This is a genomic window from Micromonospora sp. ABR4_055 (genome assembly GCF_056160425.1).
The window spans coordinates 1-26,179 of the sequence record NZ_JBSWXD010000051.1 but is presented as its reverse complement, the minus strand read 5'-3'; the positions used below and the strand labels follow the sequence as shown (position 1 = coordinate 26,179).

At 69.1% G+C, this 26,179-nt stretch carries 25 protein-coding genes and 1 pseudogene; 15 read left to right on the top strand and 11 right to left on the bottom strand.

Annotated elements, in window-relative coordinates; translation table 11 throughout:
• Nucleotides 1-3 precede the first annotated feature (3 nt).
• Both ACXAHD_RS14335 and ACXAHD_RS14330 read left to right on the top strand, forming a co-directional pair.
• A complete protein-coding gene (locus ACXAHD_RS14335) occupies nucleotides 4-2,547 on the top strand; it encodes a trypsin-like serine peptidase (protein ID WP_475051058.1) in 2,544 nt (847 codons plus the stop codon).
• A gap of 62 nt (nucleotides 2,548-2,609) precedes the next feature.
• The gene (locus tag ACXAHD_RS14330; RefSeq protein ID WP_475051056.1) at nucleotides 2,610-3,209 is read left to right on the top strand and encodes a hypothetical protein; all 600 of its coding nucleotides are present in this window, start codon (nucleotides 2,610-2,612) and stop codon (nucleotides 3,207-3,209) included.
• A 578-nt stretch (nucleotides 3,210-3,787) separates the two neighbouring features.
• On the opposite strand, the gene ACXAHD_RS14325 is transcribed toward ACXAHD_RS14330, so the two are convergent.
• Nucleotides 3,788-3,988: a DUF397 domain-containing protein gene (locus tag ACXAHD_RS14325; protein WP_475051054.1), complete on the bottom strand. Its 201-nt coding sequence runs from the start codon at nucleotides 3,986-3,988 to the stop codon at nucleotides 3,788-3,790.
• On the bottom strand, nucleotides 3,985-4,866 hold the full coding sequence (locus ACXAHD_RS14320; RefSeq protein ID WP_475051052.1) for a helix-turn-helix domain-containing protein: 882 nt from the start codon (nucleotides 4,864-4,866) through the stop codon (nucleotides 3,985-3,987). The genes ACXAHD_RS14325 and ACXAHD_RS14320 overlap by 4 nt, the downstream gene beginning before the upstream one ends.
• 393 nt (nucleotides 4,867-5,259) lie before the next feature.
• Here ACXAHD_RS14320 and ACXAHD_RS14315 point away from each other — a divergent pair, with 393 nt between their 5' ends.
• Both ACXAHD_RS14315 and ACXAHD_RS14310 read left to right on the top strand, forming a co-directional pair.
• Nucleotides 5,260-5,577, top strand: a complete 318-nt coding sequence (locus ACXAHD_RS14315) for a DivIVA domain-containing protein (RefSeq protein WP_475051050.1) — start codon at nucleotides 5,260-5,262, stop codon at nucleotides 5,575-5,577.
• A complete protein-coding gene (locus tag ACXAHD_RS14310; RefSeq protein ID WP_475051048.1) occupies nucleotides 5,549-5,797 on the top strand; it encodes a hypothetical protein in 249 nt (82 codons plus the stop codon). Before ACXAHD_RS14315 ends, ACXAHD_RS14310 begins: the two co-directional genes overlap by 29 nt.
• 60 nt (nucleotides 5,798-5,857) lie before the next feature.
• Here ACXAHD_RS14310 and ACXAHD_RS14305 read toward each other — a convergent pair whose 3' ends face one another.
• The 3 genes and pseudogenes from ACXAHD_RS14305 to ACXAHD_RS14295 all read right to left on the bottom strand — a co-directional run.
• Nucleotides 5,858-7,066, bottom strand: a complete 1,209-nt coding sequence (locus tag ACXAHD_RS14305; protein ID WP_475051046.1) for a poly(ethylene terephthalate) hydrolase family protein — start codon at nucleotides 7,064-7,066, stop codon at nucleotides 5,858-5,860.
• Between the two features lie 327 nt (nucleotides 7,067-7,393).
• Nucleotides 7,394-8,005, bottom strand: coding sequence for an MmyB family transcriptional regulator (locus tag ACXAHD_RS14300; protein ID WP_348650061.1), 612 nt, complete (start codon nucleotides 8,003-8,005; stop codon nucleotides 7,394-7,396).
• A 10-nt stretch (nucleotides 8,006-8,015) separates the two neighbouring features.
• Nucleotides 8,016-8,207: pseudogene (locus tag ACXAHD_RS14295) on the bottom strand (helix-turn-helix domain-containing protein); the annotation flags it as partial.
• A gap of 129 nt (nucleotides 8,208-8,336) precedes the next feature.
• On the opposite strand from ACXAHD_RS14295, the gene ACXAHD_RS14290 reads away from it, so the two are divergent.
• Nucleotides 8,337-9,674, top strand: coding sequence for an amidohydrolase family protein (locus tag ACXAHD_RS14290; protein WP_475051044.1), 1,338 nt, complete (start codon nucleotides 8,337-8,339; stop codon nucleotides 9,672-9,674).
• Nucleotides 9,675-9,692: 18 nt separating this feature from the next.
• Here the strand turns inward: ACXAHD_RS14290 and ACXAHD_RS14285 are convergent, their stop codons facing one another.
• Together ACXAHD_RS14285 and ACXAHD_RS14280 are read right to left on the bottom strand one after the other, a co-directional pair.
• Nucleotides 9,693-10,310 carry a DUF4232 domain-containing protein gene (locus ACXAHD_RS14285; protein WP_281550804.1) on the bottom strand — a complete coding sequence of 206 codons (618 nt, stop codon included), beginning with the start codon at nucleotides 10,308-10,310 and terminating at the stop codon, nucleotides 9,693-9,695.
• Nucleotides 10,311-10,416: 106 nt separating this feature from the next.
• On the bottom strand, nucleotides 10,417-11,712 hold the full coding sequence (locus ACXAHD_RS14280) for a hypothetical protein (RefSeq protein ID WP_281550803.1): 1,296 nt from the start codon (nucleotides 11,710-11,712) through the stop codon (nucleotides 10,417-10,419).
• Between the two features lie 113 nt (nucleotides 11,713-11,825).
• Here ACXAHD_RS14280 and ACXAHD_RS14275 point away from each other — a divergent pair, with 113 nt between their 5' ends.
• On the top strand, nucleotides 11,826-12,347 hold the full coding sequence (locus tag ACXAHD_RS14275; protein ID WP_281550802.1) for a hypothetical protein: 522 nt from the start codon (nucleotides 11,826-11,828) through the stop codon (nucleotides 12,345-12,347).
• Nucleotides 12,348-12,354: 7 nt separating this feature from the next.
• On the opposite strand, the gene ACXAHD_RS14270 is transcribed toward ACXAHD_RS14275, so the two are convergent.
• A complete protein-coding gene (locus tag ACXAHD_RS14270) occupies nucleotides 12,355-14,241 on the bottom strand; it encodes a heavy metal translocating P-type ATPase (RefSeq protein WP_475051041.1) in 1,887 nt (628 codons plus the stop codon).
• A 342-nt stretch (nucleotides 14,242-14,583) separates the two neighbouring features.
• On the opposite strand from ACXAHD_RS14270, the gene ACXAHD_RS14265 reads away from it, so the two are divergent.
• From ACXAHD_RS14265 to ACXAHD_RS14245, 5 genes are all read left to right on the top strand, one after another.
• Nucleotides 14,584-16,980 carry an ATP-binding protein gene (locus tag ACXAHD_RS14265; RefSeq protein ID WP_475051039.1) on the top strand — a complete coding sequence of 799 codons (2,397 nt, stop codon included), beginning with the start codon at nucleotides 14,584-14,586 and terminating at the stop codon, nucleotides 16,978-16,980.
• A gap of 110 nt (nucleotides 16,981-17,090) precedes the next feature.
• Complete coding sequence (locus tag ACXAHD_RS14260; RefSeq protein WP_281550799.1) at nucleotides 17,091-17,990, top strand: carbohydrate ABC transporter permease; 900 nt, start codon at nucleotides 17,091-17,093, stop codon at nucleotides 17,988-17,990.
• Between the two features lie 86 nt (nucleotides 17,991-18,076).
• Nucleotides 18,077-18,880, top strand: coding sequence for a carbohydrate ABC transporter permease (locus ACXAHD_RS14255; protein ID WP_289213609.1), 804 nt, complete (start codon nucleotides 18,077-18,079; stop codon nucleotides 18,878-18,880).
• A gap of 25 nt (nucleotides 18,881-18,905) precedes the next feature.
• Complete coding sequence (locus tag ACXAHD_RS14250; protein WP_475051037.1) at nucleotides 18,906-20,240, top strand: ABC transporter substrate-binding protein; 1,335 nt, start codon at nucleotides 18,906-18,908, stop codon at nucleotides 20,238-20,240.
• Between the two features lie 78 nt (nucleotides 20,241-20,318).
• On the top strand, nucleotides 20,319-22,337 hold the full coding sequence (locus ACXAHD_RS14245; RefSeq protein WP_289213287.1) for a beta-galactosidase: 2,019 nt from the start codon (nucleotides 20,319-20,321) through the stop codon (nucleotides 22,335-22,337).
• A 42-nt stretch (nucleotides 22,338-22,379) separates the two neighbouring features.
• Here the strand turns inward: ACXAHD_RS14245 and ACXAHD_RS14240 are convergent, their stop codons facing one another.
• A complete protein-coding gene (locus ACXAHD_RS14240; RefSeq protein ID WP_475051034.1) occupies nucleotides 22,380-23,423 on the bottom strand; it encodes a LacI family DNA-binding transcriptional regulator in 1,044 nt (347 codons plus the stop codon).
• A gap of 154 nt (nucleotides 23,424-23,577) precedes the next feature.
• Between ACXAHD_RS14240 and ACXAHD_RS14235 the strand changes: the two genes are divergently transcribed.
• Together ACXAHD_RS14235 and ACXAHD_RS14230 are read left to right on the top strand one after the other, a co-directional pair.
• Complete coding sequence (locus ACXAHD_RS14235; RefSeq protein ID WP_281550795.1) at nucleotides 23,578-24,342, top strand: HAD family hydrolase; 765 nt, start codon at nucleotides 23,578-23,580, stop codon at nucleotides 24,340-24,342.
• 329 nt (nucleotides 24,343-24,671) lie between these two features.
• A complete protein-coding gene (locus tag ACXAHD_RS14230; RefSeq protein ID WP_281550794.1) occupies nucleotides 24,672-24,875 on the top strand; it encodes an SPOR domain-containing protein in 204 nt (67 codons plus the stop codon).
• An 11-nt stretch (nucleotides 24,876-24,886) separates the two neighbouring features.
• Here ACXAHD_RS14230 and ACXAHD_RS14225 read toward each other — a convergent pair whose 3' ends face one another.
• Nucleotides 24,887-25,405, bottom strand: coding sequence for a hypothetical protein (locus tag ACXAHD_RS14225; RefSeq protein WP_281550793.1), 519 nt, complete (start codon nucleotides 25,403-25,405; stop codon nucleotides 24,887-24,889).
• Between the two features lie 10 nt (nucleotides 25,406-25,415).
• Here ACXAHD_RS14225 and ACXAHD_RS14220 point away from each other — a divergent pair, with 10 nt between their 5' ends.
• A complete protein-coding gene (locus ACXAHD_RS14220; RefSeq protein WP_281550792.1) occupies nucleotides 25,416-25,553 on the top strand; it encodes a hypothetical protein in 138 nt (45 codons plus the stop codon).
• 83 nt (nucleotides 25,554-25,636) lie between these two features.
• Here the strand turns inward: ACXAHD_RS14220 and ACXAHD_RS14215 are convergent, their stop codons facing one another.
• Complete coding sequence (locus ACXAHD_RS14215) at nucleotides 25,637-25,807, bottom strand: hypothetical protein (RefSeq protein WP_475051030.1); 171 nt, start codon at nucleotides 25,805-25,807, stop codon at nucleotides 25,637-25,639.
• 77 nt (nucleotides 25,808-25,884) lie between these two features.
• Here ACXAHD_RS14215 and ACXAHD_RS14210 point away from each other — a divergent pair, with 77 nt between their 5' ends.
• Nucleotides 25,885-26,160 (top strand): hypothetical protein, encoded by a 276-nt coding sequence (locus ACXAHD_RS14210; protein ID WP_475051028.1) that lies wholly within the window; start codon nucleotides 25,885-25,887, stop codon nucleotides 26,158-26,160.
• The last annotated feature ends 19 nt before the right edge of the window (nucleotides 26,161-26,179 follow it).

Genomic DNA, 26,179 nt, shown 5'->3' with positions numbered 1-26,179 from the left:
CGAATGGAAGCCCTTGACGGTGTCCATGGTTTCCTTGCGCGTGTGCTAGACGCAACTAAGCGCCCAATAGGTACAGCTTTCCAGATTGATAGCGGACTGATCGTCACTGCGGCACATGTCGTACTCGATGCTATGGATGGTAGGGAAGCGGCGGAGGTCTACCTGCAGCCTTTCTTGCCTGTGGCTGCCGAGCCAGTAAAGGCAAGCGTTAGCGTGATTGATCACGAAAGAGACATTGCATTGCTCAAAACTGAGACCCCACTCGTAAAGAATGCTCCATTTTTAGCGTATTCGGATATCCAGGTGCCAGGTACTGAGTTTGTGCTGGTGGGGTACGGGGCGGTGCCTGGTGGGTATGGCAATATTTTGTACAACACTCTGTCGGCGAAGGGCACATGGGAAGGGCGGGCAGAGGAGGTTGGCGGACGCATTATGATCAGAGGACATGCGTCCGGTACCGCTCGAGGGATGAGTGGTTGCCCGGTACTGCGAATAAGTGATGGTGCGGTAATCGGGATGCTGTCGAGCCGTTATAATTCAGCAGATAGCTGGTCTTCTCATCGGATCAACATTGTCCGTGTGGAGGATCTTGAATCGCTCCTGGAGGATGGTCACGGCGTACCCATTGATAAGGAATCACCTCAAGGTCCATCGTCTAGCTCGCAATGGATCGGCTGGTCCGAACTTCATCGCAATCGCCTGGTCGAGAACAAGTTTTTTGTTCTCGAAGGAAGCTGGAAGCAGGTTTGGCTTCAGGCGATAGACGGGCTCGCGGATTGTGGAGTAATTGTAGTTGTGGCGCGGCCCGGAGTCGGATCAACCACATTTGCTGAGCGGGTCCTTGCGTATGGGACTTCTGGCGATACCCGCCTCGTCCGCCTAGAACCAGGAGACTGGAAAGAGCCGTCGATTAGGGCAATACCGCGTCGACCTCGGCAGGCTGCCGTGCTCGACTTGCAGGATCCGGATTGTGATCGACCGTCGAGTGAGTTTGTCGGGGACCTCGCTAGTTTGGCCAGCCATAATATAGGGATGCGTTCTCGGTTGTTGATAACCGTTCGGAATGAACTCTGGCCTGGCTCCGGCGGGATACCCCTGCCGGGGGTGAAGGTGCTTTACTTGGATTCGCCCCCTCCCGCGCGAGAAACCGTAGGGCGGTATCTAGGCTTGCGGGCACCAGAGCTGTCGGAATCAATTTCTGATCCAAGAATAATGCGCTACTTCGAGGGTCGAAATGCCGTTCAGATTGTGGCCATTGTCGAGCGAATTCTTGCTGCGAAAGACCGTGCAAGCAGTTCTGGCGAGACGGCTATTTTTGGGCCAGAAGATCTGCTTTCTCTGCTTGATGACCACGTGGACGATCTTGACTTGCTCTTTGCGGGACCAGATAGGCGGGGTAAGCAGCAATCGATAGATCCGCTACCGATCGAGGATCGATTTCTGATGATTGCCTTGGCCGTCCGCAGAGAAGTTGGCCTGAGTCAGCTTGAGCGGGATGCGGAAGCTCTGGCAAAGGTGATTTTTGGAAAAAAGGACGGAGGTTATCAAGTAAAGCCAGGCGAGGCGTTAGCGTCGGCGGGAATACGTGGGAGACTTGCTTCAATGCAGGCGAAGTTGAGCGCGGGAGAGATCGCAGCGTTTGAGCGGCCGAACCTTGCCGATTCGGTTTTTATGTACGTTTGGGGTAATTACGCACAGGTCCGTGAGCCGTTGACAAGATGGTTGTTAGATCTGCCAAAGGATGGCAGTTCTCAATTTGTTGAGGTCAGCCGGTTGCTATCCCATGTTCTGATTGAGCGGCAGGACGTTGAATTTATCAAAACCAAACTGCTCCCCATCGTCAAGGAAAAAAACCAATATGAGGTGTTGGCTGAGATCCTGATGGAAGTAGTTGATCAGCCTCACATGCAGCGACGATGTGACAGACTTCTATATGAATGGGCCGTTCGTGACGATCTTCAACCGGTGGTGACTTCTGTTGCGACCAAGATGTTAGGAAGTCGACGCGAAATGGCACTTCGGCGACTTCGGCGGGTTGCTGACTCGGACAAACTTACTCGAGAAGTGCGGGATACCATCTTGCGATCGTTCCAAGGCTTGCTAAATGAACCGAGTACCCGCGCCTGGTTTCTTGAGAAGGCAACTTCCTGGTTCCGAGAGGCTCCCGAAAGTGCTGCAGCAGCGATTGCTTTCTCGGCACTTCTTGATCTTGAACTGGAACGTGTTCCCTGGTTGCTGCTACCTGAGGCTACCGGGCCCGACGTGGACCGAATGCTATCCGGAGTGATTACCGACCCTGCGGCCGCAGACTCTCTTGCTCGCCTGGCAACTCGAGCATGTGAGGTTGATGAAGATTATCAGCGACTGTTGGACCGAGTCTGCCGCGCTGCGGCCGAGAACGGCGCAATTAGTGGAGTCGTTTCCTTCGCGGTCCGGTTGGCCGAAGTTGGTTCCGTGGCTGGCCGTGATCCGGTCGCTGATCTCGATCGTCGGCTGAAGTTGCAGGTCGCCGATGTTCCTCTCGAGTCCTTAGAGAGAATTCAGTGAGACTCTGGAAATCGAAGCCGGTAGTCAATTTGAGTTTCCCAGATAAGCTGCGGGTGCCCACGGTGAATCCCCTTCTCCTGTTTGAGGTTGAAGTAAGGGCGATGTATATCGTTGGTTCAGCCGATCATTTCAATCGCGACAGTTTTGTCCGTAATCGGATAACAGAGGATCTGCGGGAGATCTGTGCTCGATGGGGAGCTGATCAGGCAACGATGGCAGAGGATGCCGCGAACTCTCACTTTGGCAAGCCGGCAGACTGTCAACATGGCTACTTTCGCGGATTGGTTGCCCGAACTATTGTGTCGACTAGTGGAGATGCGGCTATTGAGGTTGGGAGGCTCCGCTCGGACCAGATTCGGATAGAGCGCCTGCGAAATCTAAAGGCGGCGTTGTATTCAGACCCGGCACTTCTTGTTGTCGATTACTTGGACCGAAACGCGGGTTTCGAGATCGATGGTAGTAAAATTGATAGTATTCGCCGACTTGCTGACGAGCTGCGGCATAGTGAGCAATGGTGGGCGCCTCTGATGCGGGCGTGGAGTGAGCTGGCGGGCCAGACAACCTCGTCTGAAGGAACCGAGGTTTCCATGAGAATACTCCTGCATGCGATTAGGCAATTGGACAAAAGTCTTGCCGAGCGGCATAACCTTCCGAAAGGCTGACAGCTCACTTCGTGTCGTCGCTTATCTGGTGACTCTCTGGATGCGAGATTTACCTATACTCATCTGGGGTGTGCTGCGTAGTTGACCATCCTCTGCAGGGATGTCGAGAATGACTTCAACGCGAGAAGGGGAGCCGCCTAGCGCGCAAAGTGGCACGCTGATGGCGTAGTCGCCGTCCTTGTCGCTGAGGGCCGTCGGATCGGACTCGCCCCTTCGGGTCGGGACGGTCGGTTGCGGTTACGTGAAGATCTGGGACGACTAGATGGCGGTGGTGAAGGTGGTCCGAGTGGAGGGAGCGAAGGTCAACGCCGGGCCGGTCGGGTCCTTTGCTGTCGGGGGTGGCGACGACTCCCGGCAGGTTGCGGGCGGCCTCGACACGCTGGCTGTCCGAGTCGCTGCGGCTGCTCTTGATCCACACGGCGCGGGCGAGATCCGTCGTGCCCCTCCTTCTGGTCTGCGGCAGGTACTGACGACGACGGCAAAGGCCGCTATGGCGTACAGGCAGTGGGTCATGACTGGCGTATTCGTGACCGCGCCGGATACTCGGCGCGGTCACGCATACGTCATCCGGGCTGGTCTCACTCGCCCCTGAGTGACGCGGTGAAGGATGTCCACGCCGTGGGGGAGAACGCGAGCACGGGGCCGGAACGGTCCTTGCTGTCTCGAACCGCGACGACGGCCGCGAGGTTGGCGGCGACCTCAACGCAGTTGCCGTTGCCGCCGGAGCGGCTACTCGTACGCCACTCGGCGTTCTCCAGTTGCCAGTTCTTCATCGTCATCTTCCCTTCTCGTCCATGCGGTCGATGGACTTCTTGATCATCCTGACCGACCCTGCCGGGTCGACCGCCGCTGCGCGGAGGTACTCGAACAGCGAGCTGTAGCTGGCAATCTCAGACGGACTCTCCAGGAACATCGCGTTGACCCGGTTCTCGATGTAGACGAGCTCCGGGTCGTACGGGTCGGGGAAGTCCATCAGGGCGAACGCGCCGTGCATGCCAGCGTGTGCGCCAACTTCGTACGGCAGCACCTGGAGGGTGATGTGGGGTTGCTTGGACATGTCGGCGAGCTGGCGTAGCTGGCCGCACATCACGTCGACGCCGCCGACCTGGCGGTGGATCACGCCTTCGTCGATGATCGCCCAGAGCTTCAGCGGCGTGTCCTTCGTGATCGACTCCTGGCGTTTCATCCGGGCCTCGACGCGGTGCGCCACGTCGGATTCGCTGCACTCGGGCAGCACGCCTGCGGTGACGGCTCGGGCGTACTCCTCGGTCTGGAGCAGGCCCGGCACGAACAGCGGCTCGTAGTTGCGGACGCTGCGAGCTTCGGCTTCGAAGCTGATGTAGGCGTTGTACTCGTCTGACAGGACCTCTTCGTACGCCTGGAGCCAGCCCAGCTGGTTCGAGTCCTTGAGCAGGTCCAGCAGCTCTGTGCGCTGTTGCTCGTCGCTGATGCCGTAGAGGTCGAGCAGGGCGAGGACGGTCCGCTTCTGTGGTCGGACCTTGCCGGTCTCGATCCGCCACAGCGTCGCGCTGTTCATGTGGGTCTTCTCGGCGGCGTCTTCGCGGGTGAGCCCAGCATCGCTGCGCATTCCGCGCAGCTGGTATGCCAGGCGGCGCAGGCGAACAGTCGGCAGGTGCTTGCGCGCGGCCACGTCCATGCTCCCCTCACTCCCTCTCAGTGTGCGGGTCCCGCGTCGGCAGGACAACATCAGGGCATCCTCAAGACTCTCGAAAGCAAGTCTTGCATATGCGACCCACGCTGAGGCAGTATGACACCCGGTGGTCGCATCATGGAGTGTCGATCTACTGACCTATAGCCGGTGCTCTGGAGATCTGAGCGGGGCTGTAGGGACGCACATCCCCACCCACTTGGGCGCCGGCCGGCGTCCCGACCTGAAGAGGGGGAAGGTCCTCGTGGAAATCGGTGCGTTGGTCGGCGCGGTCCTGCTGGGATTCCTGGCCGGACTGTTCGCCTTCAAAGTGAAAGTCAGATGGTGTCCGTGGTGCGGCCGGCTGACCTGGCCCGGCCCTCCGCCGGACGGAGGAATGCTGTGACCAGGTCGTCCGGCCGGCACCGGCCGCCGATGGTCAGCGTCAACGGCGAGACGTACGAGGGGGACGTCGCGCCGGTGCCGCTGACCGCCGAGCAGGTGACCCGGGTGCGGTTCCGCACCCGCTGGCGGGGCCTCGACCCACGGCACGTCGCCGCGTATGTCGCCCAGGTCGCCGCCGAGCTGCGCCGTCGCGATCAGAGCATCGCCCAACTCGTTGACGAGTTGTCCCTGCTCAAGCAGGCGTTGCGGGACTGGCAGAGCGATCAGGCCCGGCTGCCGTACGTCGGTGAACTCGACATCGACCCCGGCACCTGAGCCGGGTGACGTGCTGGCGATCGGGGCTGCCGCCAGCGTCCAGTTCGCCGGCGACCGGGGCTTCCGGTTCCGGGTCACCGCTGTGGACAAACGCTGGACCTATGTCGGCTGGGTGTGGCTCACCGGCTACGTTCTCGACCGCGACGGCACAGCCGTCGACCGACGGGAGATCTTCGTGCAGCGGGACGGGCTGCGCCTACTTTACCGGCGGAAGCGGTGAGCGCCGGTCCGGGGCGGCGACGGCCAGTTGCCGTTGTTGCCCCGGACCGTTCAGCGGGGATCAGGGACTGGTGCAGGTCAGTGACGGCGTCGACGGCGATCCGGAGCCGAGGAAGCCGAAGGTCGCGGTGCCGGCGGCCGGCAGCGATCCGTTGTACGACACGTTGCGTACCGAGACGCTGGAGCCGCTGGTGCTCAGCGTGCCGTTCCATATCTGGGTGATGCTCTGGCCGCTGCCGAGGCTCCACCCGACGGTCCAGCCGTTGATCGCCGAGTTGCCGGCCCGGACGGTCACCTCACCCTGGAAACCACCGGGCCACGACCCGATGGTCTGGTACGTCGCCGTGCAGGCGCCAGCCGGCGGGGCCGTCGTGGGCGGTGCGGTCGTCGGGGGAGCGGTGGTCGGTGGCGCCGTCGTCGGTGGCGCGGTGGTGGGCGGTGCCGTCGTCGGCGGGGCGGTCGTCGGGGACGGCGACGGCAGGCCCGGCGGGACGAGCGGGCAGGTGTTGCGGTACTGCAGCACCCCGGAGGAGTCCATCAGCGGGCAGAGGAACTGGGTGTACCGCAGGTCGTTGTCGAGGAAGATCTTGACCCAGGGGATCATCGTGCGCATCAGCAGCGTGTTCGGTCGGGTCGGGAAGCTGTGGTCCAGCCCGGCGGCCTCGAGGTACGCACCTTCGGTCGTCGACGGCAGCCCGTTGTAGAGGTTGCTGACCGACGACGGGGTGGTGACCGTGTCATTTTGTCCCGAGTAGAGCAACGCCGGAACCTGCATGTTGGTCAGGTTCTGCGACGGCGAGAACGGCGTGAAGCCGACTGCGGCCTTCAGCGCTGGCCGCCGCAGCGCCGCGCTGAACGCGCCGCCGCCGCCCATCGAGTGACCCGCGACGGCGAGCCGGTTCGGGTCGACCCGGCTGCGCACCGAGCTCTGCCCGGTGAGGTAGTCCAGCGCGGCCAGCAGCTGGGTGCCCCGGGCGGTGTCGAAGTCGTTGCGGTCGTTGGTCTCGATGCCGATGACGACGAAGCCCTGCGAGGCGAGCCGGGGCCCCATCCAGGCGAGTTCGACGGAGAACAGCGCGGTGTACCCGGGGGAGATGGCGATCGCACCGAAGGTGCCCTGGCTGGTGTCGGTCGGGTAGTAGATCATGCCGCCGTTGAAGCCGTACCCCGGCGGGACGCTGACCTGCGCGGTGGCGAACGGTCCGTTCGGAGCGGCGACGCTCGCCGGGGTCGGGTCCGGACCCCGCTCGTACGGGTTGTCGGCGGCCACCGCCGCCGGGCTGGTCGCGACGATGCCGGCGGCCAGCCCGAGGACGGCCGCCGCTGCCGCGGCGAGCAGCGCGAACGGACGCCGCCGGGCCAGCCGCCGGCCGGTCGGTACCCGGCCGTCGGCAGGCGGCGGATGGGCGATGCCTTATCTGGACATCGGGTGTCTCCTTGACCGTGTGGGGTGCCATCGAAACGATAAACATCGATGTGAACGGTCACGTTACACAGCACGCGGGCTGGTCATCAATCGCCGATCGACTCTGGTCCAAAACAGACACTTGTCAGTACGAGGTCCTGCCGTCGAAAATCTGGCACAGAAATTTCTGCATCAGGACAGCCAGTTGCTCGCGGCCAGGGTGCCGAGCAGCCGCAGCGCTGAGGCGCTGCGATCATCCGCTGCGCGGTACACGATCAGCTGCTGACCAGGGGCTCCACGCACATCGAACGCGTGGTACGTCAACGTCAACTCACCGACCACACTGTGCCGGAACGTCTTCGCCTCATGGGTCTTGCCCCGTACGTCGTTGCGCTGCCACAGCCGGCGGAACTCCGCGCTGGCAGCGCCCACCTCCTCGACCAGGTCGTGGGCCCGCCGGCGGTGCGGGTCGTGACCGAGGGCGAGGCGCAGGTTCGCCACGCACGCCTCGGCGGAGCGGCGCCAGTCGACGAAGAAGGTCCGGCCGGCCCGGTCCAGGAACGTCATCCGCACCAAGTTGTCCGGCTCGGTGAAGTCGGCGTAGAACGCGTCGGCGAGCGCGTTGCCGGCCAACAGGTCGAGCCGACGGTCGACCACGATCGCCGGGGTGTCCGGCCAGGCGTCGAGCAGCTCCCGTAGACCTTGGTCTACCTGCGGGCGGGCCGGTGCCGGGTGTGACGTCGGCCAGCCGGAACAGGTGGTCGCGGGCGTCGGCGTCGAGATCGAGCGCCCTGGCCACGGCATCCAGCACCGACGCCGACGGGTGGCGTTCCCGGCCCTGCTCCAGTCGGGTGTAGTAGTCGACGCTCACCCCGGCCAGCACCGCGACCTCTTCGCGGCGCAGGCCGGCGACCCGCCTGGTGCCGCTGAAGGTCAACCCGACATCGCCCGGCGTGAGCCGGGCCCGTCGGGCCACCAGAAAGGCGCCGAGCGCGGTGGTGGGCATGCCACCCACGCTAACCAGCGCAAGCTCCGGCCATCCAGGGTGCACCACACCCTGGTTACGCCCGGCCTGGTTGGCCGTCGCACCGGCCCGCACGGTGGACAGGTCCCACCCTGCGACAAGGAGCGAACCATGACGTTGTTCAGCGGTGGCGCGGTCGTCACGATGGACCCGACGATCGGTGACCTTGCCTCCGGTGACGTGCTCATCAGCGGCGACCGGATCGTCGCCGTCGGCACGGACCTGCGGTCGCACCCGGAAGCGGCCGGCGCGACCGTCGTCGACACTACCGGCGGCATCGTCTGCCCCGGCTTCGTCGACACCCACCGGCACGCCTGGCAGGCGCAGCTGCGCCGCAGCATCCCCGACGTGGGCGACCTCGGCGAGTACGTGATGTCGACGCTGGCCGGCGTCGCACCCGCGTACACCCCGAACGACATGTACGTCGGCACCCGGCTCGCGGCGCTCACCGCCCTCGACGCCGGCATCACCACGATGCTCGACTTCTCGCACAACTCCCGCACTGCGGCTCACTCGGACGCGGCGGTGCAGGCGCTGGTCGACACCGGCATCCGGGGCGTGCACGCCTCGATGGGTCCACACTTCGGCGACTGGGACAAGCAGTGGCCCGCCGACCTGGTCCGGCTGCGGGAGAAGTTCCACGGCGCCAACGACGCTCTGGTGACCGTACGGCTGGCGGCGCTGGCCACCGACGAGATCGCCGGATCGGCGTTGGCGTACGGGCCGGAGCTGGCGGCACTTGCTCGCGATCTCGGCATCGGTGTCAGCATCGACGCCGTGTTCGGCGAATCCTCGTCGGCGGCGATCGAGAGCTGGGCGACCGCTGGTCTGCTTGGCCCGGACGTGACGCTGATCCACGCCACCGGGCTCACCGGGCGGGCCTGGCGGGCGATCGGCGACACCGGGACCACCGTGTCGCTGGCCCCGACGTCGGAGGCGCAGATCGGGCTGGAGACGGCGGTGCCGGCGATCGACGAGGCACTGGCCGTCGGCGTGCGACCCGGGCTCAGCATCGACGTCGAAGTGGCGCTGGCCAGCGACATGTTCACCCAGATGCGGGCGCTGCACGCGATCCAACGGATGCGCGCGGTGCACGCCGCGTACGGCACGGATCACCCCGTGGGGCAGCGGATCACCACCCGCGACGTGCTGGACTTCGCCACCGCGCAGGGCGCGCGGACCAACGGGCTCGGCGACGTCACCGGCTCGATCAGCCCCGGCAAGCAGGCGGACCTGCTGGTGGTCCGGGCCGACGACGTCAACACGATGCCGCTCAACGACGCGGTCGGCACGCTGGTGCTCGGCGCCGACGCCCGCAACATCGACACGGTCGTGGTCGGTGGCCGGGTCCGTAAGGCGGGCGGCCGGCTGGTCGACGTCGACATCGACGAACTACGCCGTACGGTGACCGCCTCCCGCGACACGATCCGCCGGAGGGTTGCCGGGTAGCGGCGACCTGAACTCGGTCTACCAGGCGACGACGCCCTGGGTGGACGGCTGGATCGAGCCGATCTGCACGTCGGCGATCGGCAACTCGCCGACTGCCTCTTCGCCGTCCAGACCGACGGTCCGGGCGACCACCGTCGTGCTGTCACCGGGCGCGCCGACCCGGACCGTGGTCGCCACCGCGCAGTCGGTCGACGCCGGGTCGCAGGTAACCCACTTGACGCCGGCGAACGCGGACTCGCCCGGATCGAGGTCGGTCGCCACGGGCGGCCCGGGCTGCTCCACCTGCTGCTGTGCGACGTCGACCGGGCTGCGGTCGGCGCGCTCGAAGGCCAGCGTCACCCAGCCGTCGAGCTGACACGGTGCCGCTGAGTCGTTGGTCAGCGCCAGCATCGCCACCCCGGCCTTCTGGAAGATCACGTCGACGGCCAGGTCGGTACTGGCGCAGGCGGCCGTACCGCCGTCACCCGGCGCGTCGGATCCGGTGCCGGACGGGTCGGCATCGGCGGTCGGCGCTGCGCTGGCGGTCGGCGACGTGTCGGTGGTCGGCTCCGCATCTGGCGCGGCGTCGCCGCAGGCGGCGAGGGTCAGCGCGGCGGGGATCAGACAGGCCACGGCGGCGGTACGGGCAACACGCATGGAGGGCTCATTCCTCTCGACAACGGGTGGCTGTCGGCGACAGCCATGTTGATCGGCATCGGACCGTACCGCCGGATGTGCCCCGCGACCATGTGCCAGAAACCGGTCACATGCCAGGAAAGCACCACGATGCCAGGTGTGCCAGGTCCTTCGCTCCGCCGGTGGACACCCGCTCCGGCGCGGGCCGATCGTCGACCGGCGCAGCGATGTCGCGGGCGATCCGGCGTACCCCGGTGGTGGCGTCCAACCGCGACGTCCACATCTGCCAGCGGTCCGACCCACGGCCGCGTAGCCGCCGGTCGACCGTGGCGTCCACATCGGCGGCGGTCGGCTGGGCGGCGAACACCCCGTCGAGATACTCGACCAGGCCGTACCGTCGGCCGCCGCGATCGTCCACCCGATGGCAGTACGCCAGCACCCATGCGTCCTCGCAGCAGCGTACGGCGTACAGGTCGCCGGCGCGGACCTCGCCGCGCAGCGCCACCGGCAGCGGCGCCGACCGGGCACCACGCCGCGCTGACACCGGCTTCGCTGACACTGAGGTCGGTGCCGGCGGTCGGTCGGCTGGCCGGGGCAGGTGCCCGAACAGCCGCCGCGCCAGCGACTCGGTCACCCCGTCGGCGGCCCGCCAGAACGACAGCGGCGCGTCCACCTCGACCCGGGCGCTCGGCCGCCGGTCCCGATCGCGGGCCGTGGTGAACGCGGTCAGCATCCCCGGATGGTCCGCCGTCTGCAGGACGCCGACGAAGGCGAGATCCTCCAACAGCGACCGGTACGTCCACTTGTCGGCACCGGGCAGCAGCCCGGCTGCCCGCAGCGCCTGCACCGCCCCGCCGGCCCGGGTCGTGGCCGGCAGCGAGCGGATCACGTCGAGGATCTCGTGCAGCACCCACACGTCGTACGGCTGCGGTGCCGGCAGCGGCGGGGTCGCCGACTCCAACGTCAGCAGGTAGCCGCACACGTCGCCGGGCAGCAGTGACCCGGACCGGGCCCGCTGCCACCAGGCGAGCGTGGTGTCGAGGGTCGTCTCGGCGGTCAGGGAGCAGACGTCGCAGCATCGGTCGCCGATCGGACCCGGATGCGCCGGCATGGTGGTGCCGAGCGCCCACGCCGGCAGCACCGCCCGCCAGCTGCGCGACGCGCTGCCCAGCCCGGCGACGAAGGCGTCGGCGGCGACCCGTTCCGGTACGGCGGCAGCGAGCCGGCGCAGTCCGGTGACCGCGTCGTCGTGCTCGAACCGGCGGAAGGTGTTCGGCGCCAGGCCGTGCGCGGCAAGTGCGGCCAGGTCGGCGGCGGGGATCGTCGACGGTACGCGGTGCACGTGTTGCCCGGCGTCGTCGACGTGGCTGTTCGCTGCGGCGTACACCCTGCTCAGCAACCCGATGATCTCGCCGACGTCCACGCGCCCCGAGGCTACCGCCGCCCCGCCACCGATCGACACCCGAGGGTGGTGCAAAAGTGCACCGCCCCCGGGTGTGTTGTAGGCACGGCATACCCGGGATGCGGAGTGCGACGTTGACCGTACACACCTTTACTCTCGTGCTCGATCGAAGTCCGACAGACGACGAGGTCGATGCCCTGTTCGCCGCCGCCGGATGTGACGACGCGGCCTTCGGCGTCGAGGGCGGACTCCCCGTCGCGGAGTTCGACCGGCAGGCGGACACCATCGCGGACGCGATCGCGACAGCCGTCCGAGCCGTCGAGTCGGTCGGCCTTACCGCGCTGCGGCTGATCGACCAGGACCTGGTGACGCTGGCGGACATCGCGCAGCGAGTTGGCCAGAGCTGGGAGTCGATCCGTCGGTACGTCACCGGTGAGCGTGGCCCCGGCGGTTTCCCGCCGCCGGTCAATCCGGCCCGCGACGGCGCGCTGTTCTACCGGTGGAGCGAGGTCGCCCCCTGGGTCAGCCGGCACCTCGGAATCAGTGTGCCGCAGGTCGACCCGTCACTGGTCGTGGCCAACCTGGTGTTGCAGGCTCGGCAGCACCGTGGCCAGGTGCCGCACATGGCGGCGTTGTCGGACCTTTTGGCGGCCTGAACCAGGGTCACTGCCCGACCTGGGTCACGGCGTAGCGGGTCGGGCGGTGTCCGGGGCGCAGGGCGCGCAGCGCGTTGAGGATCACCGCGACGTCGATACCCTCCTGGGTGAACGCGCCGGCCACCGGCGGCAGCAGGCCGAACGCGGCGACCGCCATCGCCACCACCGCCAGCCCCATGCCGACCGAGGCGCTCTGCACCGCGATCCGCCGGGACCGGTGAGCGATGTCGACCGCGTCGGCGAGCCGGTCCAGCCGGTCGCCGGTGAGTACCGCGTCCGCGACCCCGGCCGCAGCGCTGGTTCCGGTGCCGCCGACCGCCACGCCCACGTGGGCGGCGGCCAACGCCGGGGCGTCGTTCACCCCGTCGCCGACCATCACCGTCACCGCGCGGGCGGACTCGTCGCGTACCCGGGCGGTCTTCTCCTGCGGCGGGCAGTGCGCAACGATGTCGTCCACCTTGACCTGCGCGGCGACCCGCTCGGCCACCTCCCTCCGGTCGCCGGTCAGCATGACCAGCCGGGTGAACCCGGCCTGCCGCAGCCGCCGCACCGTGCCGGCGGCATCGGGCCGCACCGGGTCGCGCAGCAGGATCGCCCCGGCGGGTACGCCGTCCACGCCGACCCACACCGCCGACAGCCCGTCCGCTTCGGCCCGGTCCCGGATCTGGACCGCCCAGTCCGGCAGCGGCCCGTCCGGCTGGCCGACCCGCACCGTACGGCCGTCGACCCGGCCGTGGACGCCCCGGCCGGGATCCTCGGTGACCTCGGCCGGGGCGGTCAACCGCAGGCCCCGGTCGCCGGCGGCCCGGACCACCGCGCCGGCCAGTACGTGCGGGGAGAGCTGTTCCACCGAGGCGGCCAGCCGCAGCAGCTCGGTCGGGTCGGCCCCGTCGCCGGTGACCACGTCGGCGGTCTCCGGCCTGCCGGTGGTCAACGTCCCGGTCTTGTCGACCAGCAGGGTACGGGCGTGGCCGAGCTGCTCCAGCGCACCGCCGTCGCGGACCAGCACGCCGCGGCGTGCGGCGCGGGACAGCCCGGCGACGATCGCGACCGGGGTGGCCAGCAGCAACGGGCAGGGGGTGGCGACGACCAGTACCGCGACCGCGCGGACGAACTCACCGGAGACGATCCAGCCGGCCCCGGCCAGCACCAGGGTGAACGGGACGAACGCGGCGGCGTACCGGTCGGCCAGGCGTACCGTCGGTGCCTTGCCGGCACCGGCCTCGGTGGCCAGCCGGACGATCCCGGCGTACGTGCTGCCCTGCGCGGTCTCGACGGCGCGCAGCGCGAACGCGGTCCCGGCGTTGACCACCCCGCTGGCGACGCGTTCCCCGGCGGCCCGCTCCACCGGCCGCGACTCGCCGGTCACCACCGACTCGTCGAGGGTGGCCGGCTCCTCGGCGACGCCGTCGACCGGGACCACGTCCCCGGGGCCGACGACCAGCCGGTCCCCGGTGGCGATCTCACCCACGTCGACGGTGGCGACGGTACCGTCGGCGGCCCGCCGCCGGGCGGTACGCGGCGCGTGCGCGACGAGCGCCTGCAGGTCCCGGCCGGCCCGTCGCTGCGCGTACGTCTCCAGGGTGTGCCCGCTGGCCAGCATCAGCGCCACCACCGCGCCGGCCAGGTATTCGCCGGCCAGCAGCGCGCCGACCAGGGCGAGTACGGCGATGACGTCGACGCCGATCCGCCGCCGGCGCAGCGACTGACCCATCCAGCGCAGCGCCGGCAGCAGCGCGGCGACCGTGGCGGCCGCCCACACCCCGTCGGCGGCAGGGCCGGCGCCGGCGAGCCGGAGCGTGCCGCCGGCCAGCACGACGGCGGTCAGCGCCGTCAGCGGCGCCCAGGTCCGCCAGCGGACCGACCGGTGTCCGATGGTCGGCTCGTCGTCCATCGACCCAGTCTGCCGGCCGGCGGGCCTGGCGGTGGGCGGTACGCCGGGAACGAACACGCGGGTGACCGGGGCCCCGTCCGGTCACCCGCCGCCTGACCGTAGTAAGCCGTCGCTACCCGCGAACCCGCGTGGACCAGTACATCGGCCGGCATCCTCTCTGTCCGGTGTGCATCCGTACACGTTCAGGGTGCGTTGTCGACCGGGGGCAGGAGGGTGATCACGATCATCTCCGTACATCGGCGTACACCGACTAGCATCCGCTGCGGAGCGGGTCGTCGCACGGCGGGTCGCCACAGTGCTGGCTGACCAGTGAGGGTCGTGAGAGTCGCGATGGTGCATAGAGTGGACACGCGGCCGCCCGACCGGCTGGTACGCGATGCCGCCGGGGTACGGACAGTGGACGACCTCGCCGCGTTGCTGAGGGCGTTGCGGCGGCGGCACGCCCGCCGCGAGGGCCAGCGGGTGCTGTCCTACCGGGTGCTGGCCACCCGCGCCGGCTGGTCGCACACGGCGGTGGCGGAGTATCTCACCGGGAAGACGCTGCCGCCGACGGACCGGTTCGACGTGCTGGTCGGGTTGCTCGGTGCCAGTCCGATCGAGCGGGGGGTGCTGGCCAGCGCCCGGGACCGGGTCGACGAGCGCCGTCGGGCGCCCGTGACGACGGACCCGGCGGTCGTGCCGGCGGTCGACCCGGTGGTCCGGGTGGTGCCCCGGCAGCTACCGCCCGCGCTGGGTCACTTCAGCGGCCGCCGTACCGAGATGGCTCAGCTTGACCGGCTTGCGCCGGACACCGGGCCGGCGCGGCGGACCGCCCCGGCCGGTACGGTCCGGATCGTGGCGGTCAGCGGCACCGCCGGGGTCGGCAAGACGACCCTCGTCGTGCAGTGGGCGCACCAGGTCGCCGACCGGTTCCCCGACGGGCAGCTCTACCTGAACCTGCGTGGGTTCGACCCGGACGGGGCGGTGACCGAGCCGGCGACCGCCCTGCGGCTGCTGCTCGACGCGCTCGGCGTACCGCCGGCCCAGGCGCCGACCGATCTGGACGCTCAGGCCGCGTTGTACCGCACCACCTTGGCCGATCGTCGGCTGCTGATCGTGCTGGACAACGCCCGTGACAGTGCTCACGTACGGCTGCTGCTGCCCAGCTCGCCGCAGTGCCTGGTCGTGGTGACCAGCCGGAACCAGCTCACCGGCCTGGTCGCCGCGCACGGTGCCCAGCCGTTGTCCCTCGACCTGCTGCATCCGGTGGACGGGGCGGAGCTGTTGCGGCGGCGGATAGGACAGCAGCGGTGCGCCGCCGAACCGGCGGCGGTGGACGAGATCGTCGCCCGGTGCGCCGGCCTGCCGTTGGCGTTGGCGGTTGTTGCGGCGCGTGCCGTCATCGCGTCGCAGATCCCGTTGGTGGCACTCGCCACCGAGTTGCGGGCCGCCCAGCATCGCCTTGACGCGTTGGCGCCGGACGACCCGCAGCTCGGGGTACGTGCCGTCTTCTCCTGGTCCTACCAGGCGCTGAGCCCTTCGGCCGCGCAGTTGTTCCGGCTGCTCGGCGTCCATCCCGGTCCGACCGTGTCGGCCCCGGTGGCCGCGAGTCTCGCCGGTCTGCCGGTGGCGCGGGTGCGACTGCTGCTTGCCGAGCTGGTCCGGGCGAACCTGCTCAACGCGTACCCCGGTGGACGTCACGGTCTGCACGATCTGCTGCGGGTCTACGCCGCAGAGCGGGCCCGGCAGCTGGAAACCGGGTCGGCGCTCGACGCCGCCCTGCGGCGGCTGGTCGACCACTATGTCCACAGTGCCTATCATGCCGACCGAACCCTGCAGCCGAACCCCGCTCCGCCGGTGCCCGGTCCGGCCCGCCCCGGCGTCGTCGCCGAGTACCCGGCGGACAGCGAAGCGGCCCTGACCTGGTTCACCATCGAGCAGACCAACCTGGATGCGGTCTTCGACGCGGCTGTCGTCGCCGGGCTGGGGGCCGAGGCGCTGCACCTGACTCAGGTGGCGTACACCTATCTGGACCGGGGTGGGCACTGGTCGGCGCTGACCGTCATGCAGCGGTCCGCGTTGCAGTTGGCCCGGCGGGTCGGCGACATCGCCGCGGAGGCGGTGGCGAATCGCAACCTGGCCCGCGCGTACCTGCGGACCAACCGGCACGCCGAGGCGCATCATCACCTTGAAGCTGCCTTGGAGCTGGAGCAGAGCCGGGGGGATCTCGCCCGGCAGGGGCTCACCCACCTGCACCTGTCGTTGCTGCGGGAGCGCCAGGACCGGCACCGCGACGCGTTGGCGCACGGGCGGACGGCGTACGAGCTGTACGCGGCGGCCGGTGACCGGCGGGGGGAGGGCAAGGCGCTCAATGTGGTCGGCTGGCAGCACGCCCGGCTCGGCGAGTACGCCGAGACGCTCGACTGGTGCGGGCGGGCGTTGCAGCTGCTGCGGGAGCTTGGTGACTGGCCCGGGCAGGCGAGTACCTGGCACAGCCTGGGGTACGCGTACCAGCATCTCGGTGACCCGGACGAGGCCGCCGTCTGCTACCAGGAGGCGCTGGAGCTGTTCCGTCGGCTCGGTGACCGGCATCTGGAGGCGCTGGTGCTCAGCGACCTGGGCGACGTCGGCTACGACACCGGAGATCTGGCGGCGGCCGAGGCGTGCTGGGGCGCGGCAGTGGGCATCCTGGACAGTTTGCGGCATCCCGACGCCGAGCCGGTCCGTGCCCAGCTGAACGGGTTGACGGGCCGGGGTTGACGCGGGGCCGGGGCGATGCAAACATCGGACCCCGATGTTTGCGCAAACATCACGTGGCTGTGGTCGATGTTTGCGCAAACAAGGCCTTCGGCTACCAAGGGTTGGGCGTGATGACCATTCCTCAGGCGCGACCCCGCAGGCTGCCGCGCCGGCGCTCGCTGGCCGGCTGGCAGTTCGTCGCGCCGTTCATGCTGGTCTTCGCGCTCGTCTTCATCGCGCCGATCGGCTACGCGATCCACCTCAGCCTCTACCGGCGGCAACTGATCGGCGGCAACTCCTTCGTCGGGCTGGACAACTACCAGCGGGCGCTGACGGACCCGCAGTTCTGGTCGGCGCTCGGCCGGGTGGCCGTCTTTCTCGCCGTCCAGGTGCCGATCATGCTGTTCCTCGCGCTGCTGGTGGCGCTGGCCATCGACAGCGGCCGGTTGTACGGCAGGAGCTTCTTCCGGGTCGCGGTCTTCCTGCCGTACGCCGTACCGGCCGTCGTCGCCACGTTGATGTGGGGCTTCATGTACGGCACCCGGTTCGGGCTGGTCGGCAACATCAACGACGCGCTCGGCGTGACGCTGCCCGACCCGCTGCACCCCGACCTGGTGCTGCTGTCCATCGGCAACATCGTCACCTGGGAGTTCGTCGGTTACAACATGGTCATCTTCTATTCGGCGCTGCGTGTGGTTCCGACGTCGCTGTACGAGGCGGCCGAGGTCGACGGCGCCGGTCAGCTGCGGGTCATCCGCGCCATCAAACTGCCGGCCATCCGGGGCGCACTGGTCGTCGCCACCATCTTCTCCATCATCGGCAGCTTCCAGCTGTTCAACGAACCGAGCATCCTGCAGCACCTGGCACCCAACGCGATCACCACCTACTTCACCCCCAACCTGTACGCGTACTCGCTGTCGTTCTCCGGGCAGCAGTACAACTACTCGGCAACTGTCGCCATCGTGATGGGTCTGGTGACCATGGCGATCGCGTACCTTGTCCAGCTGCGCGGCATCCGGGAGGGGCAGTGACGCCCGGCCCCGCCCGGGTGCGGCGGCCCGCCCCCACCCGGGTGCGCAGACCCGGACGTAGCCTGACCCTGACCGCGCTGACCGGGATGGTCCTCGTCTACAGCCTCGTCCCGCTCATCTGGCTGCTGGTCAACGCCACCAAGTCGCAACAGGGCCTGTTCTCGTCGTTCGGTCTGTGGCTAGCCGACGACTTCGCACTGTGGGACAACGTCGTCGAGACGTTGCGCTACGACGACGGGATCTTCCTCCGCTGGCTGGGCAACACCCTGCTGTACGTGGTCGCCGGGGCCGGCGGCGCCACCCTGCTCGCCACCCTCGGCGGGTACGGCCTGGCCAAGTTCGACTTCGTCGGCCGACGGGCGGTCTTCGCGATCGTCATCGGCGCGGTCGCCGTGCCCGGCACCGCACTGGCCGTGCCGACCTTCCTGATGTTCAGCCGCCTCGGCCTGACCAACACCCCGTGGGCGGTGATCATCCCGTCGCTGATCACGCCGTTCGGGCTCTACCTGATGTGGGTCTTCGCCGCCGAGGCGATCCCCGACGAGCTGCTGGAGGCGGCGCGCTGTGACGGGGCGAGTGAGATGCGCACCCTGTTCCAGATCTGCCTGCCGCTGCTGGCTCCCGGCATCGTCACGGTGCTGCTGTTCAGCATGGTCGCCACCTGGAACAACTACTTCCTGCCGCTGATCATGCTGAAGGACCCGGACTGGTACCCGCTGACCCTCGGCCTGGACGCCTGGAACGCCCAGGCCGCCACCGCCGGCGGTCAGCCGGTGTTCCACCTGGTCATCACCGGGTCGCTGCTGACCATCCTGCCGCTGTTGGCAGCCTTCCTGCTCCTGCAGCGCTACTGGCAGTCGGGTCTGGCCGCCGGCGGCGTCAAGGAGTGACCACCCATCACCGAAGGGACACCCCATGAACGGCACCACTGTGCGGGCGGTCGCGATCGCTGCGGCGGCCACCCTGGCGCTGGCCGGTTGCGGCTCCGGCGACGACCCGACCGGCTCCGCCGGTGACGAGCAGGTTTCCGCCGCCGACGTGCAGGCCGCCCTGGAGGCCGGCGGCGAGTTGACCGTCTGGGCCTGGGAGCCGACCCTCGCCGAGGTCGTCACCGACTTCCAGACCGCCTACCCGAACGTGACCGTGGAGCTGGTCAACGCCGGCACCGGCGACGACCAGTACACCGCCCTGCAGAACGCGATCGCCGCCGGTGACGGGCTGCCCGACGTCGCCCAGATCGAGTACTACGCGCTGCCGCAGTTCGCCCTCGCCGGGTCGGTCACCGACCTCACCGGCTACGGGGCCGGCGACCTGGCCGACACCTTCACCCCCGGACCCTGGTCGTCGGTGAACACCGGCGGCGGCGTCCACGGTCTGCCGATGGACTCCGGCCCGATGGCGCTGTTCTACAACCAGGAGGTGTTCGACGAGCACGGCATCGACGTGCCGGCCACCTGGGCGGAGTACGTCGACGCCGCCCGCGAACTGCACCGGGCCGACCCGCAGGTGTACATCACCAACGACGTCGGCGACGCCGGATTCACCACCAGCCTGATCTGGCAGTCCGGCGGCCAGCCGTTCCAGGTCGAGGGCACCGAGGTGCGCATCGACTTCACCGACGACGGCTCGGCCCGGTTCGCCGACACCTGGCAGCAGCTGATCAGCGAGGACCTGCTCGCCCCGGTCAGCTCGTGGAGCGACCAGTGGTACCAGGGGCTGGCCGACGGGACCATCGCCAGCCTCGCCACCGGCGCCTGGATGCCGGCCAACCTGATCTCCGGCGTCGCCGACGGTGCCGGCAAGTGGCGGGTCGCCTCGCTGCCGCAGTGGGACGCCGGCGGCACCGCCAGCGCCGAGAACGGCGGCAGTTCGCTGGCGATTCCCTCGGCTGCGGCGAACAAGGCCCTGGCGTACGGCTTCATCGAGTACGCCAACGCCGGCGACGGGGTGCAGATCCGGGTCGACGGCGGTGCCTTCCCGGCCACCACCGCGCAGCTGCAGTCGCCGGAGTTCCTCGGTACCGAGTTCGCGTACTTCGGCGGGCAGCAGGCCAACGAGATCTTCGCCGAGTCGGCCGGCAACGTCGTCGACGGCTGGTCCTACCTACCGTTCCAGGTGTACGCCAACAGCGTGTTCAACGACACCGTCGGGCAGGCATACGTGTCGGACAGCCCGCTGACCGGGGCGCTCGACGCCTGGCGGGACACCTGCGTCAGCTACGGCACCGACCAGGGCTTCGCCGTCAGCTGACCCGGCGCGGACCCGGCACCGCCGCGATGGCCGGTGCCGGGCCCGCGCACCCACCCCCCCAGAAGCGAGGAGACGTACGTGGCATTCGGTGGCGACTACCGCTGGCTGCGCTGGCCGGGCAACGGCGGCCCCCGGATCGGCTACGGTGCCGACTACAACCCCGAACAGTGGCCCCGGTCGGTCTGGGACGACGACGTGGCGGCCATGCGCGCCGCCGGGGTGAACATCGTCTCGCTGGCCATCTTCTCCTGGGCACGGCTGCAGCCCGGCCCGGACGAGTTCGACTTCGCCTGGCTCGACGACGTGATGGACCTGCTGCACGCCAACGGCATCGCCGTCGACCTGGCCACCGCGACCGCTTCGCCGCCGCCGTGGCTGACCGCCGCCCACCCGCAGATCCTGCCGGTCGACCGGCACGGCGCCACCGTGTGGCCCGGTGCCCGGCAGCACTGGCGGCCCACCTCGCCGATCTTCCGGGCGTACGCGCTGCGCCTGGTCCGGGCGATCGCCGAGCGCTACCGTGACCACCCGGCGCTGGCGGCCTGGCACGTCTCCAACGAACTCGGCTGCCACAACGTGTACGACTTCTCCGATGACGCCGCAGCCGCGTTCCGGACCTGGCTGCGGGACCGCTACGGCGACATCGACACGCTCAACCACGCCTGGGGTACGGCGTTCTGGTCGCAGCGGTACACCGACTTCACCCAGATCCTGCCGCCCCGGCAGGCCGCCTCCTACCCGAACCCGACCCAGCAGCTGGACTTCAAGCGGTTCTCCTCCGACGCGTTGCGGGAGCACCTGCGTGCCGAACGCGATGTGCTGCGGGCGGTCACCCCGGACATGCCGGTCACCACCAACTTCATGGTGATGGGGGAGTCGTCCGGGATGAACTATGCCGACTGGGCGGGTGAGGTCGACTTCGTCGCCAACGACCACTACGTGCACCCGGGACCGCAGGCCCTCGACGAACTGTCCTTCTCCGCCAACCTGACCGGCAACCTGGCCGGCGGACGGCCGTGGTTCCTGATGGAGCACTCCACCAGCGCCGTCAACTGGCAGCCGGTCAACCTGCCCAAACGCGCCGGAGAACTGGCCCGGGACTCGTTGACCCATGTGGCGCACGGCGCCGATGCGGTCTGCTTCTTCCAGTGGCGCCAGTCGGCGGCCGGGGCGGAGAAGTACCACTCGGCGATGCTGCCGCACGCCGGGGCCGACAGCGACCTGTTCCGCTCGGTCGCCGAGCTCGGCCGTACGCTGTCCGACCTGGCCGGTGTCGCCGGCAGCCCGCGCACGCCGGCACCGGCGGCGATCCTGTTCGACTGGGAATCGTGGTGGGCCTGCGAGCAGGACTCCCATCCGACGTCGCGGCTGCGGTACCGGCAGGAGGCGCTCGACTGGTATTCGGCGTTTCTCGCCCTCGGTATCCGGACCGACGTGCTGCCGGTCGCCGCCGATCTCTCCGGGTACCGCCTGGTGGTCGCCCCGATCCTGCATCTGGTGCCGGCGGCGCTCGCCGACCGGCTGCGCGGTTACGTCGCCGCCGGTGGTCACCTGGTGACCACCTACTTCTCCGGCATCGTCGACGAGCACGACCACATCTGGCTGGGCGGGTACCCGGGGGCGCTGCGGGATCTGCTCGGCCTGCGCATCGAGGAGTTCGGCCCGCTGCCCGACGGCGCACAGGTGGTGCTGGACACCGGCGCGACCGGGCAGCTGTGGACCGACCGCGTCACGGTGACCGATCCGCAGGTCGAGGTGTTGGCGGCGTACCGCACCGGCGAGTACGCCGGTCGGCCGGCGGTCACCCGCCGTACGGTCGGTGCCGGTTCCGCCGGCTACGTCTCCACCCGGCTCGGGGTGTCCGATCTGGCCGCTGTACTGGCGCGGTTCGCGACGGCCGCCGGGGTGCGCAGCGACCTGCCGGAGCGGCTGCGTGGCCGGGTCGAGTTGGCCGTCCGGGGCGAGCACTGGTTCCTGATCAACCGGACCGACGAGCCGGTGTCGTTGGCCGACGTGGCGGGCGTACCGCTGGTCGGTCCGGCCGAAACGCTGCCGCCCCGGGGGGTCTCGGTACGGGCGGTGCCGACGGCGCACTGACCGGTCGTGGGATCCGGTCAGCGTGCCGTCGGCGCCGCTGGGTCAGCGTGCCGTCGGCGGGGCGGCGGTGCTGGCCCGGACCACCAGGCGGGTCGGCACCAGGGTGGTGCCGGTCTGCGCGGTGCCGGTGCGGACCTGGTGCAGCACCGCCTCGACGCAGCGCCGGCCGACCTCGGCGAAGTCCTGGTGGACGGTGGTCAGCGGCGGGATGAACGAGCCGGCTTCGGCGATGTCGTCGAAGCCCACCACGCTGACGTCACGCGGCACCACCCAGCCGCGTTCGTGCAAGGCCCGCAGCACCCCGAGCGCCATCTGGTCGTTGGCGACGAAGATCGCGGTGCAGTCCGGTTCGTCTGCCAGTTCGAGTCCGGCCCGGTAACCGGCCCCGGCCGACCAGTCGCCGCGGCGCAGCGCCGGCACCTGGCGGCCGGCCTGCGACAAGGTGGTACGCCAGGCGGCCGCCCGCCGCTCTGCGGCGTACGACTCCGGCGGCCCGGCGACGTGCCACACCGTACGGTGGCCGAGGTCGAGCAGATGCCGGACGGCCTGCCGGGCACCGTCGGCCTGGTTGGTGTCGACCACCCGGTAGCGGTCGCCGGCATCCGAGTCGACCACGACGAGGTGCACGTCGGGAGGTAGCAGCACGGTGCTGGTGTCGAGCAGGTGCACCTCCATGATCACGATGACCGCGTCGACCGCGAGTTCGCCGAGCCGGGTGAAGGCACCGAGCACCCGGTCCTGGGTGGGAGCGGCGACCGGGATCAGCGTGATCACGTAACCCTCGGCTGCGGCGTGGGTGGCGATCGCCTCCACGGTGTGGCTGTTGCCGGTGGTGGACAGGGTGAAGGTGATCACGCCGATGGTGCGGAACTCGCCGTACTTGAGCGCCCGGGCGGCGCTGTTGGGTCGGTAGCCGAGTTGCTGCATCGCGGCGACGACCTGCTGGCGGGTGCTGGGGACGACTCCCGGGTGCCCGGTGGACACCCGGGAGACGGTCTGGGTGGAGACCCCGGCCAGCCGGGCCACGTCGGCCATCGACACCCGGCGTGGGCGACGCCCCGGCGGGTCGGGTGCGGTCGAGCTCATCGGGCGTCGACACCTTCCTCTCCCGGTGTTGGCGATGCCCGGTGCCGGGGGTACGCCGGAAGCCGTGCTGACACTAGCAGTGCTCGCGATGTTTGCGTGAACATGGCGGGGTCCGGAGTCGCCGGCGAGCCCGCCCGCCGGGGATGATGGTCGGATGCTGCCCACCCCTCGCGCCCTGCTGCTCGATTTCGGCGGAGTCATCGTCGATGCCCCCTCGATGTCACCGCAGCCGACCCACCTGGTCGACCGGCTTTGCGCGCTCGTCGGCGACGCGTTGTCCGCCGAGCGGATCACCCGGTCGCTGATCGACGGGCAACGCGAGTACGCCGCCTGGCGGGACCGGATCGGCGAGCAGGACCGCCCCCGGGAGTACGGCCACGAACAGGTCTGGCGGGAGTTCATCACACCCGGCTGGCCGGCCCCGGCCCGCGACGCGGTGCTGCGCGAGGCGACCGCGTTGAGCTACGCGTGGACCCGGCGTGCGGACTGGGCGGTACGCCCCGGTATCCGTACCGCGTTGGACGTCGCCGCCGACGCCGGTCTGCCGCTGGCGATCGTCAGCAACACGTTGTGCGGTGCCGCGCACCGCGACTTCCTGGACGCTGTCGGTCTTGGCGACCGGTTCGCCGTACAGATCTACAGCGACGAGGCAGGGGTGCGTAAACCCAACCCTGAGGTCGCCTGGCTCGCGGCGCGGGCACTCGGCGTACCGGTGGCGGACTGCTGGTTCGTCGGGGACAGCCCGGCCCGGGACATCCCGTGCGCGCGGCGGGCCGGTGCCGGTGCCGCAGTGCTGATGGTCTCGGCCCGCACCGGTCGGGAACGCGGCCAGCCCGACGGGGTGCCGGACGTGACCGTCGACGACGGACACGGGCTGCGGCGGCTGATCGAGACCGCGTTCCCGGCCGGTGTGGACTGACGGCGCCGGCACGGGTTGCCCGGAGGTCGGTGAACGCGGTCTGCACCAGGCGTCCGGATCGCATGGACTCCCTCCTTGATGGGAGGGTATCGGCGCGCCGTTCCGCCCGACGACCATCGAACGACGACCGGTTCCCAGCGTGCACCACCGCTGCCGGTGCAGGCGTACCCCCTCAGCGGAATTGCCTGTGCCGTAGGCCTTTTCCGGGTCGGAGCGCCAATTGGGCAGTGTTGGCGTCGGATAGGAATGGCTTGCGTCTATGATGGAAAGGCATGGACATTTTGCGCGAAACGGTGGCGCTTTGCCGTTTTTCCGTGCACAGTGTTTCCGTGAGCGACAGCGGACCTGATGGCGAGTACTTCTGGTGCCTGCGTCATCAGCGCGTGGAGTCCGGGGCGGACCTGTGTGCCGCCAAGTACCGGCTCGGTCCCTACGCCTCGAAGGCCGAAGCTGAGCAGGCGCTGCAGCGGGTGTCGGAACGTAACGAGGAGTGGGAGACCGAGGACGCCCGCTGGACCGGGGAGCAGGACTAGGCCGGTCCGGCCTACCTGGGTCGGATTCCGGAGACTCCACAGTCTCCATAGGGGACAAATCCATTGAAAGTCCGCAAGGAGGAGAAAGCCATGGTTGCTGGCACCAAAGCCGCGACCCGTCCCGCCACCCGGCGGGCGTCGAGCACCGGCACCACGAAGACCGCGGCGAAGAAGACGAGCCCGGCAGCGAAGAAGACGTCCGCACGGAAGGCGTCCGCGACGGCGGCAAGGAAACCCGCTACGAAGAAGACCAGCCCGACGGCGCGCAAGACGAGCCCGACGGCGAAGAAGGCTGCGGCCGAGAAGACCAGCCCGGCGGCGCGCAGGACGACGGCCACAACGCGCAAGACCACTCCAGCCAAGAAGACGACAGCCACCGCGCGCAAGACCAGCCCGGCGAGGAAGACCGCGACCGCAGGCAAGAGTACGGCCGCGAAAACCACGGCGACGACGACCGCGACCAGGTCCACGCCGGCCAAGGGCACCACCGGCCGGGCCGGGAAGAAGGTGGCAGCCGCGACGAAACGCACCGCTGGCCGGGTGCAGCGAGCCACTTCACCGAAGAACGCCACCCCCGCTCAGCGGGGTACCGCCAAGAAGGCGGCGGCCACCCGGAAGACCGCGAAGAAGACCACCAAGAAGGCGGGGACCCAGACCGCCCGCAAGGCTGGCCGCTGACCAGGGCGCACGGCCGCCGCATCGGCACACCCTGACCTACCGGCCGCCGACGCGCCACCGGCGCGTCCGTGGCGGCCGGCTGATTAGGAATGATCCGTGCCGTTGCCCCGCCTGACCGCGTCCCGGATCGACTTCCGCGGGTTGGGGGGGGGGGGGGGGGGGGGGGGAAGAACGGCCTCCCCCCACAACCAAAACAAAAAACAAAAAAAACACCAACCCCAACCCCCCCCCCCCCCCACCCCCCCCCCCCCCACCCCCCCCGAGGCGGACGAGGCTGCGTCGCGCGTACCGCCGCCGGAGGCCGACCTCCGACGCCGTCCGGCCGGCCGTCGTGTGGACGCTCGACCTGGCCGCCGACGGCGCACTGGTCGACACCCGGCTGGAACGCGCCCGGGTCCGCAGCCGGGCGCAGCTCGACTACCCGACCGTGCACGCCGCACTGACCGCCGGTCGGCTCGCTGAGCTCGCCGAGCCGATCGCCCGGCTGCCGCGCATCGGCGGGCTGCTGAGCGCGCGGGCGGCGGGGGGGGGGGGGGGGGGGGGGGTGTGGTTTCCGTGTCCCCCAACTTCCCGGCGGCTATGCACGCGAAAAACCCCCCCGAGGTAACACCGACGATGGAACCCCT